17 protein-coding genes are annotated in these 15,373 nt (G+C 46.9%); 9 read left to right on the forward strand and 8 right to left on the reverse strand.

Features of this window, described 5'->3' with window-relative positions; all coding sequences use genetic code 11:
• Positions 1-94: 94 nt before the first annotated feature.
• The 7 genes from ABNT28_RS00790 to ABNT28_RS00820 all read right to left on the reverse strand — a co-directional run bounded on the left by ABNT28_RS00790 (position 95) and on the right by ABNT28_RS00820 (position 5,935).
• Positions 95-433, reverse strand: a complete 339-nt coding sequence (locus tag ABNT28_RS00790; protein ID WP_332923487.1) for a cyclic nucleotide-binding domain-containing protein — start codon at positions 431-433, stop codon at positions 95-97.
• Positions 434-452: 19 nt separating this feature from the next.
• Positions 453-1,241: an MBL fold metallo-hydrolase gene (locus ABNT28_RS00795; RefSeq protein WP_332923488.1), complete on the reverse strand. Its 789-nt coding sequence runs from the start codon at positions 1,239-1,241 to the stop codon at positions 453-455.
• Positions 1,242-1,337: 96 nt separating this feature from the next.
• Entirely contained in the window at positions 1,338-1,640 is a 303-nt protein-coding gene (locus ABNT28_RS00800) for a DUF4387 family protein (RefSeq protein WP_332923489.1), read from the reverse strand.
• The gene (locus ABNT28_RS00805) at positions 1,633-3,018 is read right to left on the reverse strand and encodes an acyclic terpene utilization AtuA family protein (protein WP_348720852.1); all 1,386 of its coding nucleotides are present in this window, start codon (positions 3,016-3,018) and stop codon (positions 1,633-1,635) included. Before ABNT28_RS00805 ends, ABNT28_RS00800 begins: the two co-directional genes overlap by 8 nt.
• Positions 3,018-4,529, reverse strand: a complete 1,512-nt coding sequence (locus ABNT28_RS00810; RefSeq protein WP_332923491.1) for a tripartite tricarboxylate transporter permease — start codon at positions 4,527-4,529, stop codon at positions 3,018-3,020. Before ABNT28_RS00810 ends, ABNT28_RS00805 begins: the two co-directional genes overlap by 1 nt.
• 6 nt (positions 4,530-4,535) lie before the next feature.
• Positions 4,536-4,973, reverse strand: coding sequence for a tripartite tricarboxylate transporter TctB family protein (locus ABNT28_RS00815; protein ID WP_332923492.1), 438 nt, complete (start codon positions 4,971-4,973; stop codon positions 4,536-4,538).
• Positions 4,973-5,935: a tripartite tricarboxylate transporter substrate-binding protein gene (locus ABNT28_RS00820; RefSeq protein ID WP_332923493.1), complete on the reverse strand. Its 963-nt coding sequence runs from the start codon at positions 5,933-5,935 to the stop codon at positions 4,973-4,975. Before ABNT28_RS00820 ends, ABNT28_RS00815 begins: the two co-directional genes overlap by 1 nt.
• 106 nt (positions 5,936-6,041) lie before the next feature.
• Here ABNT28_RS00820 and ABNT28_RS00825 point away from each other — a divergent pair, with 106 nt between their 5' ends.
• From ABNT28_RS00825 to ABNT28_RS00850, 6 genes are all read left to right on the forward strand, one after another.
• On the forward strand, positions 6,042-6,707 hold the full coding sequence (locus tag ABNT28_RS00825; RefSeq protein WP_332923494.1) for a response regulator transcription factor: 666 nt from the start codon (positions 6,042-6,044) through the stop codon (positions 6,705-6,707).
• Between the two features lie 11 nt (positions 6,708-6,718).
• Positions 6,719-8,122 carry a sensor histidine kinase gene (locus ABNT28_RS00830; protein ID WP_332923495.1) on the forward strand — a complete coding sequence of 468 codons (1,404 nt, stop codon included), beginning with the start codon at positions 6,719-6,721 and terminating at the stop codon, positions 8,120-8,122.
• Positions 8,092-9,144 carry an extracellular solute-binding protein gene (locus ABNT28_RS00835; RefSeq protein WP_332923496.1) on the forward strand — a complete coding sequence of 351 codons (1,053 nt, stop codon included), beginning with the start codon at positions 8,092-8,094 and terminating at the stop codon, positions 9,142-9,144. Before ABNT28_RS00830 ends, ABNT28_RS00835 begins: the two co-directional genes overlap by 31 nt.
• 49 nt (positions 9,145-9,193) lie before the next feature.
• Positions 9,194-9,877: a hypothetical protein gene (locus ABNT28_RS00840; RefSeq protein ID WP_332923497.1), complete on the forward strand. Its 684-nt coding sequence runs from the start codon at positions 9,194-9,196 to the stop codon at positions 9,875-9,877.
• A gap of 10 nt (positions 9,878-9,887) precedes the next feature.
• A complete protein-coding gene (locus tag ABNT28_RS00845) occupies positions 9,888-10,184 on the forward strand; it encodes a hypothetical protein (RefSeq protein ID WP_332923498.1) in 297 nt (98 codons plus the stop codon).
• Between the two features lie 226 nt (positions 10,185-10,410).
• Entirely contained in the window at positions 10,411-11,403 is a 993-nt protein-coding gene (locus tag ABNT28_RS00850) for an AbrB family transcriptional regulator (protein WP_348720854.1), read from the forward strand.
• Between the two features lie 58 nt (positions 11,404-11,461).
• Here ABNT28_RS00850 and ABNT28_RS00855 read toward each other — a convergent pair whose 3' ends face one another.
• The gene (locus ABNT28_RS00855; RefSeq protein ID WP_332923500.1) at positions 11,462-12,610 is read right to left on the reverse strand and encodes a cystathionine beta-lyase; all 1,149 of its coding nucleotides are present in this window, start codon (positions 12,608-12,610) and stop codon (positions 11,462-11,464) included.
• A 155-nt stretch (positions 12,611-12,765) separates the two neighbouring features.
• On the opposite strand from ABNT28_RS00855, the gene ABNT28_RS00860 reads away from it, so the two are divergent.
• The 3 genes from ABNT28_RS00860 to ABNT28_RS00870 all read left to right on the forward strand — a co-directional run bounded on the left by ABNT28_RS00860 (position 12,766) and on the right by ABNT28_RS00870 (position 15,349).
• Entirely contained in the window at positions 12,766-12,972 is a 207-nt protein-coding gene (locus ABNT28_RS00860) for a SlyX family protein (protein WP_332923501.1), read from the forward strand.
• 115 nt (positions 12,973-13,087) lie between these two features.
• Positions 13,088-14,890 (forward strand): aminotransferase class I/II-fold pyridoxal phosphate-dependent enzyme, encoded by a 1,803-nt coding sequence (locus tag ABNT28_RS00865; protein ID WP_332923502.1) that lies wholly within the window; start codon positions 13,088-13,090, stop codon positions 14,888-14,890.
• A 111-nt stretch (positions 14,891-15,001) separates the two neighbouring features.
• The gene (locus ABNT28_RS00870; protein ID WP_332923503.1) at positions 15,002-15,349 is read left to right on the forward strand and encodes a RidA family protein; all 348 of its coding nucleotides are present in this window, start codon (positions 15,002-15,004) and stop codon (positions 15,347-15,349) included.
• Positions 15,350-15,373: the final 24 nt, after the last annotated feature.

Below are 15,373 nucleotides of genomic sequence, written 5' to 3' on the forward strand. Positions count from 1 at the left end.
AAAACCATAGGCTATATTGGCTTTTATCGTCAATTATGCAGCTTATTTGATGTGGCAATCGCCCAATGTTACCAAACGCGCGTTCTATCTAGGCCTACCGCGTCTTTTGAAGTGTTCGTAACCGATAGGACAGGATGCGCAACACGCCACGAACGAACAGGTCTGATTGCGCTACCTTATCGTCAAATTCCTTTTTGGAAACCGCAAGTACTTCACATGCTGTCATACAACGCGCCTCACCCATGCGGAGCTCATCTTCAATAACTCCCATTTCACCAAAAATCTCATTTTCGCCAATGATGAAATTTGGTTCCTTGGTATTATTATCCGGCAGAAAAATACCCACCTCACCTTTAGTTAGAAAAAATATATCTTCCGACAAATCACCTGCCTTGAACACACTTTGCAATGCTCGTAATTCGATTTTACGCATCGTTACCTACCTTTAATTCCTAAATAGACAGCGCCATATCCTCACGCGCAAAAAACACAATCTCATTTTCATATTCAGCCTGAAACGCGTGAATGTCCGCATCAGTTCGTATGGGCGCGTGATGCGCTATCGCCAGCCTTTTGCAAGCAACGTCAGCTGCAAATTGCACCCCTTGTTCAACCGACGAATGTCCCCAGCCCCGTTTGCCTGGCAGTTCAGCATCAGTGAACATCCCGTCCCATACAACCAGATCAGCATGTGATGCAAATTCACGTAACGCCCCATGTTCGGAAGCTTCATATTCATGATCCTGAAAGAAACATAAACTGCTACCATCAGCTGTTAACCGATAACCACTGGCGCCGCCAGGATGGTTAAGCGGAATTGACGCAATCATATGTCCAGCTGGCAACAAAGCATCCAGCGCGGCAAAATCAATAAATGCAAGATGATCAAGTGCGGCGACCACATCCAGCGGAAAAAAACTTCCACCAAAATAGGTGCGCATTATATCCTTGAGACTATTCTTGTCTGTCAGCGCGCTACAGACATAAATATTCTGCCGATCACGGAACAGGTCTGGATTGAAAGCTAGGCCTTGAATATGGTCATGATGAAAATGACTATATATAATAAATACCGGCATATCTTCGCGTAGTTTGATATTACGAAAACCGCTCCCCGTATCAAAGATAATCTGACATTGCGAAGTGATAACGTCTAGCGAGGTCGTACTACCGCCAAATTCGACATAATCCTTGCCCGATACCGGCGTCGATCCGCGTACCCCAAAAAATGTAATATCCATACGACACGCTCACGACTTGCCATCTCTATAAGGCGTTGTATAGAAGGTCTCATTTTGTTCTGGCGATTGCAATAACTGTTCAGGTTTTTATGGGGATTAAAGAATATCCCATTCGGCAAAAAGCGTGGCGATTTGCGCACCATGCATATCGCGGTCGAAGCGACTTCCCTGCACATGGTGTCGTGCAAAGCTGAGTTTCAGTACCAATAGATCACGCATTTCAAAGCGCCTGATGGCGGCCGCATCAAGTCCTGTCAGCGACGCCACCACAGCCGGCGTCATGCGGTGGCATACCTTTTCAAAGACAGCATCTGATCCGCAAAAAATATCGACGGTGATCCAGAAGGGGCCAGCATTCTTTGACCGTATCTTTGTCACCAAAGAGCCAAGATTAGCCATGCCTCACCTCGGGTATTTGTGACAATTTAAGGCTAAAGGCATCCATCGGCTGATCCAGCGTCAGAACATGGTTAAGGGCAAATTCATACAACGCCCCACGATCTGAATGGGCTGGCGAATAGGGAAAGGCAAAGGTTGGTAAATCTTCCTGTTCACTCAAAGGGAAATGCAGCAAAAACGGGTTGATCAGCTTTGACAAGTCAGTTGCTATAGTCTGGTCAGAAGCTGTGATAATCAATAGAACACCCACCTCAACAGGCATGCTATCGGATGTTGGCTGGCGGTTTTCATGCCTGCCAAGCGCCGCATTTACCCCGATCAAACGAAATTCCAGCGTATAATCATTAATCCCCAGATTCGTACAATCGGCAATCTTATCGTGCAAAAAGCGGGTCAGGCGTTCAATCCACAGCAGGCTATTTTTGACATAATGTGCGTCACGAATAATCGCCATCATTGTTGTTTGATAACCAGCAATATGTGCTGCCTCAAGCTTGACCGTATATGTATCTGACGGCACCCATGCTGACCCTTCAACACGCACGCGTCGGTTGCTTTGGGCACTATAGGTCGCAGCTGTCACATCAAGATGTCCACCTGGTTCATATAGAATATAGGGATCAACATTTTCATAAAGCATATGCGCCGATACCGAATGTGGCGTGCAAATCGCATCCTCGGCCATCGCCTCGACGGTAAATCCATTTTCGTCAAATTCGACAAGGATCACACCACTGCCCGGATTGGTCGAACAAAAGGCACCGCATTCGGCAATTTTCGCACCATGCCACGCACCACCAGCATTATCGCCATTCTGTATAGGCAAAGCCGAAATCACCGCCGTATCGGTGGTGCGTCCGGCCAGGACAATATCAGCCCCGCTTGCCAGGGCTACCGAAATGGCCTCAGCACCAGCCAGGGCGACAATATTGCTAAAGCCACGAATGCTATCGTCATCAATCTTGGGTGCTGGCACGAGTGGTGTCATGCGTCCAGCGACAAAGGCTTCGGCTATCTGGCTTGGCGGCTGATCTGCATAAAGCCGTGCAACAGACAAGGATTGACCAAGCTCACCTGCCAGTTCGGTGGTAATGTCATACATCCAGTCAACCGCACTATTGGTGCCACATGTGCCGCATGATCCAATCACCAGAGGCACACCAGCCTGAGCGCGGGCACGCATTAAATGACGCCATTCAGCCTTGCAAACATCACGGGCATATTTTGACGTTCCCGTCCCCAGATAATAGGGACCACTATCGGTCGAACCACCATCAATACAGATAATATCTGGGCGGGCAGCAATACCCCGCTCCAATGCCGCAACGTCAAATCCTAGTCCCAGAACACCTGATGGAACCAGCACGCGCGTTGGCATCAGATTTTATCCCCGGGTGGCTTTGGGGCTTTCAGATAGGAACGCAGAAATAGTGGCGCAATAAAACCTAAAAACGCCGCTACCCATAGGCCAATCGAAATTGGCGATGAAAACAGATAGACCCAATCACCATCCGACAGCACCATGGCGCGTCGCAGACTGACCTCCATATGGCCACCAAGCAGAATGCCAAGAATGACTGGCACAGCAGGAATTGATAATTTGCGCAAGGCATAACCAAGCAAACCAAAACCGATCATCAACAAAAGGTCAAAATGGCTTCCAGAAAGCGAGAAAATACCAACAAAGGAAATCATTGTCACTGCGGGGAGCAAGACTGCCGCCGGGACTTGCAGAATGCGACTGAACATTTTGACAAGGGGAACATTGAGAACCAGCAGAACAAAATTGGCAATCAATAGTGACGCAATCAGTCCCCAGACAACTTCTGGACGCTCGGTAAACAGCAGTGGCCCTGGCGTTATGTTCAGTGTCATCAGCAAAGCCAGCAAAACGGCGGTCGTGCCCGATCCAGGAACACCCAATGTCAGCATCGGCACCAAAGCACCACCAGCCGCCGCATTATTGCCTGCTTCGGGTGCCGCAACACCACGTGGATCACCCTTGCCAAATTTACTTTTATCGGAAGAAATGGCTTTTTCACTCATATAGGCAAGGAAACTGCCTAGTGACGCACCAGCACCTGGCAATAGACCTGCAACAAAGCCAATAATGGTCGAACGTAGCATCGTCCAGCGCGTGGCAATGATGTCACGAACAGGAATTGTAACTTTTTCAAGCTGAACACCAATCGCCGAATCCTTGCCATGGCTTTCAATAAAGACAAACACTTCGGCCACCGCAAACAACCCAACAATGGCAACCAGAAAGTCAACACCATCAAACAGATGCAGGCTGTCACCGGTAAACCGCGTCAGGCCTGTTGAGCTATCTACACCGATCATGGCAATGCCAAGACCAAGACAAACCGCAATCGCCGCCTTGGCCTGATTTTTTGACCCAATCCCGCCTAACGTGCAAAAAGCCAGCAAATACAGGGCGAAATATTCAGCTGGCCCAAACAGAAAAGCCACACGCGCCAGAATGGGGGCAAGTAGCATCAACCCGATTGTTGCTAACAAGGCACCAACAAAGGACGCAACACCAGACAGAACAAGCGCATCCCCAGCGCGGCCTTGTTTGGCCATTGGATAGCCATCTAATGTCGTCATCATTGCCGGTTCGTCACCCGGAATGTTCAGTAGGATCGAAGAAATACGTCCCCCATACATGGCGCCGTAATACACCGCCGTCATCAATACCAGCGCCTGTGTCGCATCCAGCCCAAAAGAAAATGATAGCGGAATCAAAATGGCAACGCCATTTGACGGGCCAAGCCCCGGCAAAGCACCAATCATCGTGCCTAGAATACAACCTGCCACCGCCAAAGCCAGCGTTGTTGGGGTCAGCGCAACCGAAAAACCAAGCGCAAGATTTGCAAGTAGATCCATATGCCTCTAGCTCCACAACCAACGCGGCAAGGCAAACAACCCAAGACCCAGCGCAAATTTAAAAATAATGAACAAACCACCCGACAGGCTTATGCCTATCAATGTCGCCGCAGTACGGTTTGGGACAATTTGATAGGAAAGTGCGCCAGCCGCTAATGCAGTGGGCAGCAAGAAACCAAGTGGCTTTAGGGCGTAGGCATAGAAAACCAGAACGACGACCGCAATCAAAATCCTGCCAAGCATCACCAAGCCCGGCCATTGCGGTTCAGGGTCAGGTAACACCACCATCGTCACGCCCGAAATAAAAGCAATTGCCGCAATAATATACGGAAAGGTCTTAGGGCCAACAGGATCAGCAAAAAAAGGTGACTCAAGCTGACTAGCGCCTGCAAAAAATGCAAGCGCTAGCACAGCAACAATAAGTCCGGTTATACGGTCGGACATTACTTCATGACACCCAATTCAGTTGACATAGCACGAACTTCGCCGATGACGCCGTCAACATATGACTGGAAGTCGCCGCCAACTTTATTGAACGGGGCAAGACCATTCGCCATCATGGCTTCTTTCCACTCAGCCGAGGCTCCAACCTTACGAAGCGCTTCTGTCCACTTATTGTAAGATGCGTCAGATGCCCCTTTTGGGGTGTAAAGACCACGCCAGTTCACGGCAACCACATCGATGCCCTGCTCCTTGGCAGTTGGAATGCTCTCAAAGCCCGGAATGCGCTCATCCGTAAAGGAAGCAAGTACACGCACATCACCTGACTTGATAAAACCAACAACACCTGAAATGTCACCAGTCATTGCCGCAGTAAAGCCACCAACTGTCTGGGTGATCGCATCAGCGTCACCATCAACACCAATATATTTTACCTTTTTAATATCGGTAAAACCTTTACGCTTCAGAGCCATAAGCACTTTAAGATGGTCATAACCACCTGCGGCTGATCCACCAGCAAAAGCATGTTTTGACGGATCGGCAATAACCGCATCCAGCAGATCATTCAGATTCTTATATGGTGAGTCCTTGGCTACAACGATCACACCCGGATCAGCACCAATGGCACCAAGAAAACGAACCTGATCAGATGTCATGCCTGAATAGGCGTTCTGTGCCAGACGTGTAGCTGTTGCGGTAGATGCAGCAACAATCAGGGCATCATCCGTATTACGCTCGTTCACAACATGCGTAAAGGCGAGACCACCACCACCGCCAGCCATATTTGTTACCTGAATTGGGTCGTCAACGGCACCAATGTCATGCATAATCTTGGTAATACTACGGCAGGTAAAATCCCAACCACCACCAGGATTAGCTGGCGCAATACATTCGGCAGCGTATGACTGCCCAACAAGACCGACGCTGAATACAGCCGCCAAAGCCATTTTTGAAATTATTTTCATAAGTTATCCCTCCACTAAAAATAGCCTAATTTATTTTGACAAATTAGGACTCTTAAATACTATTCACTACGAAGCTGACATAAACCTGACACGAAACAAATTAGATTTGAAAATATTAATTGTTGAAGACACGTCAAAACTGGCAAAATCACTTGCCGATCATTTCACACTTCAAGGCCATAACGCCGACATAGTGGGAACGGTCAAACTTGCCGAAGAACTTTTATCGCTTTCGCATTACGATATCATGCTTCTTGACATTATGCTTCCCGATGGAGACGGGCGCACATTTCTGCGGTCACTGCGGTTGCAGAAAATATCAGTGCCTATCATTGTCATGACCGCGCGTTCAGAAGTATCCGACAGAGTAGATCTGCTGGATATTGGCGCTGATGATTACATCATCAAACCATTCGACTTTGCCGAGTTGGAAGCACGGTGTCGGGCAGTTCTGCGGCGACATACTGGCAGCACGCAAACACAGCTTGTCTTTGGCAATATCGCGCTTAATCCGTTGACAGCCGAATTGCAGACACCCGAAACCAACCATACCCTGCGCAACCGTGAATTGCGCTTGCTGGAAATTTTCATGAATGCACCTGATATTCTGTTCACAAAAGAGCAATTGACGGATCGTATTTTCAATATTTCCGAATCAATCAGCGAAAACACGATTGAGGTCTATATTGGCCGCATCCGCAAAAAGCTTATTGGCTGTGATGTTCACATCCAGACCATGCGCGGTATTGGTTATAAGCTGACACAATTATGAAACCATCTGGCATGAGATCAACAGACATCAAAACAACTGGCCGCAAGCCTGTTTCCCTACGCTGGCGGCTTTTGGTGCCATTGGTGGTGACCGCTATCGTTATTTCGGCTTTGCTGTTTTTCACCATGCGTAATGTGACAACACACGCTGTCCAGGCGACACAGGATGCGCTATTGGAAACTGCCGCCTTGTCGATTCTCGAACAAACGCGCACTATCGAAGATGATGTAGAGGTCGATTTACCCTATAATATTTTCACCATGCTAGGGGCAACCAGCGAAGACAAAGTCTATTACCGGATTGATCTTGATGGCACATTTCTGACTGGCTACGAAGATTTGGCTCCTAATATCATACCACCGCAGGAAGACCGACCTGTTTTCAGCACGACCGATTTCCGCAACAGCAAGCTAAGGCAAGCAACAATCCATCGCGGCTTTGTGGTGCGCGGAAAAATCAAATTTGTGCGTATCACAATCGCCCAGACACAACTATTTCAAGAAACAATTATCCGGGATATTTCGCGAAGTGCCAGCATCATTGGCATCAGCTTTTTTGGCTTTGCTATCTTCATGGCACTTTTAGTCACCACATCATTTCTGCGCCCAATCAAATTACTTGCCGACGCTGTCAGCCGACGTGGACCCAATGATTTGCGTCCTGTTAAACATCCGACACCTGAAGAATTGACGCCGCTAGTTTTATCATTGAATGGTTTTATAGCGCGCTTAAGAACAACCTTGCGACAAACCGAAACCTTTATCGCCGAAGCGGCACACCATATCCGTACCCCGCTATCACTGGTTAAATCAGAAGGCCAGCTTGCCTTGAGCAAATCAACCAATGCTCATAATCGAGAACATCTGCGCAACATCATTCAGGCAGTTGACCAAAGCAGCCGATCTGCCAGTCAGTTGTTGGACCATGCCATTGTCCTGTACCGCACCGAACAGTCCGATGAATTGCGCCTTGATCTAAGCATTGTCATAAAAAGTTTAGTGGAAAATATTCAGCCCGCAGCTAGTCTGAAAGATATTAATATTGTATCCGATTTAGACACCAATTCTTCCGTTTTCATCTTGGCTGACAGGGTGCTTGTCGAGGTGGCGCTGCGTAATATGCTTGATAATGCAATCAAATATTCACAACCCGATCAGACTATTCATGTAACGTTAGGCGTGGTCAAAAATATGGCCAAAATCAGCATAAGGGATCAGGGGCGCGGCCTTGAAGGCATCAATCAAAGAGGACTTAAACAGCGCTTTGAACGTGGCAGCAATGTCGATGATGTAATCGGCTCTGGCCTTGGACTTGCGATTGTCTGGGAAATATGCTCCGCATTGAGTGGCACATTCACTCTAAAAAACAACAAGGGGGATGGTGCATGCGCAATTCTGTATTTGCCAATCTGTTAGGTCTATCAAGTCTGTTATACTTGCTGGGCGGTGCCCAGCCAGCAAAGGCTTTTGAAATAGAGTATGAAGAGCATTTTGGTGCCGCTGATGCGGCCTCGATTGTGCGTATATTGTCATCAACCGATAGTGACCGTTTCAAGCCTGTAATTACTGGTTTCATTGCGCGTAATCCAGACCTTGGTGTGCATTATGTCACCGCGTCAACGGCTGAAATATACACAGCTATTGCTGTTGAAAAACAGCCTTTTGATCTGGTGATTTCTTCAGCTATGGATTTGCAGATGAAGCTTGCCAATGATGGCTTCACACAGGCGGTTGATACAGTTGAAACCAAAGCTGTCCCGGGATGGGCGCGCTGGCGCACCGAAGTATTCGGCTTTGCTCTTGAGCCTGTTGTTATGCTCATTTCCAAAAAGGATTTTGCAAACCTAACTGTGCCGCGCACACGTCATGAAATGCTGGCACTCATAAGAAACAATTCCAGTGTTTTTAAAGATCGGATTGGCACCTACAATCCCGAAACGTCAGGAGCTGGCTATCTATTTTCAACACAGGATGCCCGCCAGTCAGATACATTTTGGCGGTTAGCCGAGGTGATGGGGCGGTTAAATGCCAAGCTTTATTGCTGCACCAGCAAAATGATCGAAGCTGTTGATAAGGGGGATCTTGCGCTTGCTTATAACCTTCTAGGCAGTTACGCCAACGCCATTTTGCCCGCCAACAGCAATGCGCAGATCATCGCGTTTGAAGACTATACGCATATTCTTCTTCGTACGGCTATTGTACCCATAACATCACAAAGCCCAGCTGGTGGCATCCGTTTTCTGAATTTTCTGGTAAGCCCTGATGGGCAATCGATTCTTGATAGTGAAGCCAAATTGCCCGCTTTGAATAATTCAGTCATAGACAAGCTTGCCAATCGCAAACCTATCCGCCTTGACGCAGGTTTATTGGTGTTTCTTGACCGGTTGAAAAAGACGCATTTTCTGCGTGAATGGAATGCTGCATTGATCCAAAATTAGACTAATTTGCAAACCAGATGCATCGAGGACAGGCATTCTCATAGTTGACATGCCAAATCAGGACTTTAATATTAAATGTACCTTAAATAATACTTTATATAATGTTGATATTTATCGGATGAATTTTACCTTTAAAGCTTCACATAATTTGGTCAAAAATACACTCACGACGATTGGCACACATTGGTTTGGCGTTGTCATGTTGGGTTATATTGGTTTGTTCTATGTTCAATTCAATTTTATATGGCCGATTGAAAAGATTTATTTTGGTGAATTAACGGCATATGCCAGCCTGCTTTTTCTGCCGCATTCTATTAGGGTGATTTCGGCGTGGTTACTTGGCCCAAAAGCCATTTTGGCACTTTTCCCTGCCTCTGTAATAACTGGATATATTTTTGGCACTACAATTGATAATGGGCTGTTTTTTTATCTAAGTTGCCTACTTAGCTCGGCATCTGCGGTGATTGCATTTGAATTTTTAAAGTTAATGAAAATGAATGTTTATCCGACAGGTGAAATGATGACGAGCTGGCGCAACGTCATTTTCGCTGGCTGCTTGGCATCATTTTTTAATTCACTTGGCAACGCTTATTTTATGGGAATTTTTTTAAGTACCCGCGAACTATTTGAAATTATTTTTAGATTTATAATAGGTGATATTCTAGGACTACTCATTTCAATGTTTGTCCTCATCATACTATTTCGCTATGGTAGATTTTTCGAAAATAGATGAGGAGATTATAATGTCTTCACTCAGCCACTATGCAAATTTACGGCAGCTACTTGCCGAGATGGAGCATGATCTTAAGATTTCTTCACTGACAGAAATTGACAAGAAAGTTATGTCAACATTAGTGTTGCTCACTGGCGATAAAGATCAGCCTGTACATCTAGATGATATTCGTAATCACGATCTGACAAATTCTATTCCCAGCCCCACATTGTACCGGTCATTTCAAACGCTTATCAATAATGGGTTCATCCAAAAAGTCGGCTCGGTTCGTTCAGGGTTGTATCATATTGTGGCAAAGGATTTTTAGCGAAGCCCGATATATCAATTTTTGCTGTCCGTGACCAACCATGCTTGGCGCTTTAATGATAACAAATTCCGTTGAACAAGATGAAAACCTGCTTCAGCTAATGCTGGATATATAACCAAAAATGATAGCATCAAATACTGGTTTCAGGCTTTTCCAAGATATACGAAACATCCTTTTTACGTTTACTGTCGCCCTTTCAGTGGGGTGGATATTTTTGCAGATTGGTATGCCAGCACCCTATCTGATGGGGGCGTTATTCGGCGTATGGATTTCTGGAGCCGTCCTGCCCCCTTTAAGGCAATATCTGGGCGTTGCACGCTGGTTTCACGTCCCTATTGTCGTCGGGCTAGGCGTTTTAATTGGTGCCACTTTCCGACAAGAAACAATATCACAGGTAAGCGCTTGGTGGCTCACCATGACAGCTATGATAGTGGTAACAGGTATTGTTACATTGCTTGGGTATCTGTTTCTGCACAAACGACGAGGTTATGAACCGCGCCTTGCCCTTTTATGTTGCATCCCCGGTGGGCAGGTAGAGGCCATCACAATGGCGCGTGAAATGGTCGATAAAGACTATGTTGTCGCACTGTTTCATCTGGTTCGCGTTGTTATCATTTTTATTTCAACACCTTTCCTGCTAGCTGTTATCGAAGGTCATGAGGCTGTTGAACGGTCAAATACAATCTTGCAGGTGATGCCAAGCATTTTTGATCTTAATATGCACCAAATTAGTCTATTTATCGGGCTGGCTACTGTTGGTTATCTTGTGGCGCGATTATGCCGCATTCCGATGCCACATATGCTGGGGCCAATAGGCCTATCCAGCCTTGCCCATCTCACTGGCTGGGCAGAACTGCCACGCGTCAATGAATTCGTTATTCTGGCGCAGTTAGTAATTGGGGGTGCCATTGGTTCAAGACTGGCAAAAGTGCCGTTTCGTGACGTTTTCGGCTATCTGAAAGACGCAACCGTAAATGTTATGATAATCCTTAGTGGCTATGTGACTGTGGCGATCATTATTGCCCATATCAGCCATGTCAGCTTCCTTTCCATCTGGCTCGCTTTTGTGCCAGGCGGTCTATATGAAGTGACGTTGCTGGCACTTGTTTTTGGGTTTGACGTGGCTTTCGTTGCATTTCATCACACCTTAAGAACAATACTAGTCTTTATGAGTCTGCCCATATTAATCAACCGACTCAAAGGATCAAAATCCAGCTAGCCATATATCCATAAATTTCAATCAACTACCAAATAGCATTTTTGGTAAGGCTGATCGTTTAACCAGTAATGGCCTGTTCCAGATCAGCAATCAGATCATCTGTATTTTCAAGGCCAATATTTAATCTGACCAGACGGCCACCAAAATCTTGTCCTGGTCGATCAAGATCGGGATAAACAACCGCAAGACTTGTTACACCGCCCCAGCTCAGACCAATTTTGAATATGTTCAACGCGTTCAAAAAAGCCACTACCTGTTCTGGGGCAACATCGTCATTGAACAGAAATGAAAACACGCTTGCCGAGCCAGTAAAATCACGCTGCCAGTTGGCGTGTCCAGGGCAAGAGGGTAAGGCCGGATGAAATACACTGGCAATCTTCGCATGTCCAGCAAGCCATTGCGCTACCATCAATGTTGATTTTTCAAGGTGATCAAGGCGCACTGCCAATGTTTGTAAGCCGCGCAACGCCAATGAACAATCATCAGGTGACACTGCCAAGCCAAGTTGACGATAAACCGAACCAAGCGCGTTATAGGCCTGTGCATCACGAGTTGATACAGACCCTAAAAGAAGGTCGCTATGCCCCCCAACATATTTGGTCAATGCCTGAATGCTGACATCAACCTCATGCGCAAAGGCATCAAACAGCACACCTGCAGCATATGTGTTATCAAGTGCCACCGAAACATTTCGGCTATGGGCGGCGGCAACAATTGCTGGCACATCCTGAACTTCCATCGTTACCGAACCGGGGCTTTCGCACCATATAAGGGTGGTATTATCACGTATCAACGTGCTGATGTCCGCCCCAATGAGCGGATCATAGGCCTCAACATCTACGCCAAAGTCACGTAACATCCCCTCGGCCATTTCCCGATTAGGGCCATAGGCTGAAAAAGGCACAAGCGCATGGCTACCTGCTTTGCAAAACGCCATATAAACAAGCGCTATAGCCGCCTGGCCGCCTGGTACGATAAAGGTGCGATGCGCGCCCTCGATAGTGGTAATACGCGTGGCAAGCTCAAGCGTTGTTGGCGTACCGTACAGCCCATAGGAATAGCCATTCTCGGCATGTTGCCAGTCATCACTCACCTTTTCCTGACTTTCGAAAACAACCGTTGAGCCACGATAAACAGGTGTGGTCAAAGCGTTAAAGTCGTTACGTGCTTGTGGGGTTGGGTCAAGTAGCTTGGTGCGCCAGTCCATATGAATTTCCTGTCAAAGTCACCGACTATCCGGCGTTATCACTGAAACCATATGGCTATGTACACAGTAAAGTCACGCAGAAAACGCATTGCTATCAAGCGCATCAGTCGGCATGTCACACCTTGCGCAGACGCTGAACAATGCTAAAAAGGGCTATGGACAGCAAAATCAAAAAACTCGAAGAACAAACCGCCATTCTGCAAGCCGAGCTTTCGCAGATGAGTGACGAACTTTATGCGCAACAAAGAGAAATTGAGCAGTTACGCAACGCGATTGGAAATCTATCAAGCAAGCTTCAAAACGTTCCAACCGATAGCGGCATACTTAGCCCCGATGAGGATGTGCCGCCGCCACATTATTGAAATATATTTTAAATATGGATTAGCAATTGCCATAAAAGCACATCTGTCTATTGATGATGACTTTGCTATACCCCTTAGAAAACATTCCAAATGGCGCATAGCCAAGGAGCCCGTGATGAGTCCAGATCATTCTGTAACGGATAATGATTTCAAAATTGCTGAAATTCTGGCATATACAAAAACCATCGCTATGGTGGGTGCTAGCCGTAATTGGAAACGGCCTTCCTATTTTGTCATGCGCTATCTACAAAAACATGGATACCGTATCATTCCAGTAAATCCAGGTTCAGCCGGTCAGAACATTTTGGGTGAGCTTTGCTATGCCACGCTAGCAGACATTCCTGAATCAATAGATTTAGTGGATATTTTTCAACAATCCGCACGGTGTGAGTCGATTGTTAACGAAGCCATTGCGGTTGGTGCAAAAAATGTTTGGATGCAGATCGGCGTTGAAAACGTTAAAGCCGCCGCCGCCGCAGAGGCCGCTGGCATGACCGCAATTATGAACCGTTGCACCAAGATCGAACATTCACGTTTATCAGGTTTGCTGGGGTTAGGTGGTTTCTATTCAGGCTTTTTATCATCGCACCGTGCGCCAGTATCACCGCCGCCGCCGCCAGCACGAGATGGTGGCCTGTTTAAAACAAATAATCTTGATACTTTGGCTGTACATGCAGGAACACGTCCCGATCCAGCGTCTGGATCGCGCATTCAACCTATTCACCAGACAACTGCTTTTGTTTTTGATGATACAGATCACGCTAGTGGCCTCTATAATCTACAAGAGCCGGGCAATATCTATGCACGCCTTTCAAACCCGACCACTGCGGCACTTGAACAGCGCATAGCTGCACTCGATAACGCTATTGGTGCCTGTTGTGTGGCATCTGGACATGCCGCGCAAATGGTTGGTCTATTTCCATTGATGGCACCTGGCCGCAAAATCATCGCTAGCAACCGTCTTTATGGCGGATCAATCACACAATTTGGCACAACTTTTAAGAATTTTGGCTGGGACGCTACTTTTGTCGATGTACGTGATATGGATGCGGTGCGTGCCGCGGTAGCTGACGACACCGTTGCAGCCTTGTTTGCCGAAAGTCTTGCCAACCCCGATGGTAATATTTCCGATATTGAAACATTGGCTGATATTGCTCATGACGCTGGCATCCCTCTCATCATCGATAATACCATGGCGACACCTATTTTGTGCCAGCCTGGTGCCTATGGTGCTGATCTGGTGATCTATTCAACGACCAAATTTCTGTCTGGACATGGGAATGCAATGGGTGGCGCGATTGTTGACACAGGGAACTTTGACTGGCTAGGTGGACGCGGTTATCCAGCGCTGGCCGAACCAGATTCCGCCTATCACGGTATCACATTTGCCGAAACGTTTGGAAATCTGGGCTATATCACATATTGCCATGCCAATGCGCTTCGTGATTTGGGGCCAACCATGTCACCGCATAATGCCTTTCTGACATTGATGGGCATGGAAACCCTTCCGCTTCGCATGCAAAAACATATGGATAACGCCGCAACCGTGGCTAATTTCCTGAATAACCATAAAAAGGTTGAAAGCGTTTCATGGGCCGGCCTGTCCACCAGCCCTTATAACGCGTTAGCCAAAAAATATTTCAAATTCGGCTTTGGTTCGGTTTTTACAGTTTCGATCAAAGGTGACTATGAAGTAGCCAAAAATGTTGTACATCGCTGTAATCTGATTTCACATCTGGCAAATGTTGGGGACACACGAACATTGATCGTACATCCGGCTTCGACAACCCATCGCCAGCTTTCCGAAGAACAACGCCTAGCGGCAAGCGTAGGCGACAATCTGTTACGGCTTTCCATTGGCATCGAAAACGCAGAAGACATCATTGCTGATCTGGACGCGGCTTTGGCTGGAATTTAGTCTAATAAGACTAGCCTATCTGATACATATGTCTAGCTATGTCGATCTTTGACATTGATAGGCTTTGCCTTTTACCATGAATAGCAATCACCCTTCATAGGAGTCCACATTATGACCATTGAACGTATGCATACCAGCCAACGTATGAGTAAAATTGTAACGCATAACGACACTATCTATTTATGTGGTCAGGTCGGCAATCGTGGCGAATCAATCGAAGCGCAAACCACCGAAGCTTTATCACGTGTAGATGCGTTACTGGCTGAGGCAGGGAGTTCAAAGGAGCATCTTCTACAGACTGTCATATGGCTAAAATCGATGGATGATTTTGATGCCATGAACAAAGTCTGGGAAGCATGGGTTCCCGATGGCACCGCGCCAGCGCGTGCCTGTGGTCGTGTCGAAATGGCATCTGAAGAATTGCTTGTCGAAGTGACTGTTATTGCCGCCAAAACATAGTGGCCTGTCAAGTTTGAGGGCACT

This window comes from uncultured Candidatus Puniceispirillum sp., assembly GCF_963979125.1.
Lineage (GTDB): Bacteria > Pseudomonadota > Alphaproteobacteria > Puniceispirillales > Puniceispirillaceae > Puniceispirillum.

What these genes read in the sequence shown, in the direction of transcription:
- ABNT28_RS00860 (WP_332923501.1), top strand. Translation starts at nt 12,766, where the DNA reads ATGGACAGCAAAATCAAAAAACTCGAAGAACAAACCGCCATTCTGCAA.
- ABNT28_RS00790 (WP_332923487.1), bottom strand. Translation starts at nt 433, where the DNA reads ATGCGTAAAATCGAATTACGAGCATTGCAAAGTGTGTTCAAGGCAGGT.
- ABNT28_RS00815 (WP_332923492.1), bottom strand. Translation starts at nt 4,973, where the DNA reads ATGTCCGACCGTATAACCGGACTTATTGTTGCTGTGCTAGCGCTTGCA.
- ABNT28_RS00855 (WP_332923500.1), bottom strand. Translation starts at nt 12,610, where the DNA reads ATGGACTGGCGCACCAAGCTACTTGACCCAACCCCACAAGCACGTAAC.
- ABNT28_RS00840 (WP_332923497.1), top strand. Translation starts at nt 9,194, where the DNA reads ATGCCAAATCAGGACTTTAATATTAAATGTACCTTAAATAATACTTTA.
- ABNT28_RS00835 (WP_332923496.1), top strand. Translation starts at nt 8,092, where the DNA reads ATGCGCAATTCTGTATTTGCCAATCTGTTAGGTCTATCAAGTCTGTTA.
- ABNT28_RS00795 (WP_332923488.1), bottom strand. Translation starts at nt 1,241, where the DNA reads ATGGATATTACATTTTTTGGGGTACGCGGATCGACGCCGGTATCGGGC.
- ABNT28_RS00830 (WP_332923495.1), top strand. Translation starts at nt 6,719, where the DNA reads ATGAGATCAACAGACATCAAAACAACTGGCCGCAAGCCTGTTTCCCTA.
- ABNT28_RS00810 (WP_332923491.1), bottom strand. Translation starts at nt 4,529, where the DNA reads ATGGATCTACTTGCAAATCTTGCGCTTGGTTTTTCGGTTGCGCTGACC.
- ABNT28_RS00805 (WP_348720852.1), bottom strand. Translation starts at nt 3,018, where the DNA reads ATGCCAACGCGCGTGCTGGTTCCATCAGGTGTTCTGGGACTAGGATTT.
- ABNT28_RS00850 (WP_348720854.1), top strand. Translation starts at nt 10,411, where the DNA reads ATGCCAGCACCCTATCTGATGGGGGCGTTATTCGGCGTATGGATTTCT.
- ABNT28_RS00870 (WP_332923503.1), top strand. Translation starts at nt 15,002, where the DNA reads ATGACCATTGAACGTATGCATACCAGCCAACGTATGAGTAAAATTGTA.
- ABNT28_RS00865 (WP_332923502.1), top strand. Translation starts at nt 13,088, where the DNA reads ATGAGTCCAGATCATTCTGTAACGGATAATGATTTCAAAATTGCTGAA.
- ABNT28_RS00845 (WP_332923498.1), top strand. Translation starts at nt 9,888, where the DNA reads ATGTCTTCACTCAGCCACTATGCAAATTTACGGCAGCTACTTGCCGAG.
- ABNT28_RS00820 (WP_332923493.1), bottom strand. Translation starts at nt 5,935, where the DNA reads ATGAAAATAATTTCAAAAATGGCTTTGGCGGCTGTATTCAGCGTCGGT.
- ABNT28_RS00800 (WP_332923489.1), bottom strand. Translation starts at nt 1,640, where the DNA reads ATGGCTAATCTTGGCTCTTTGGTGACAAAGATACGGTCAAAGAATGCT.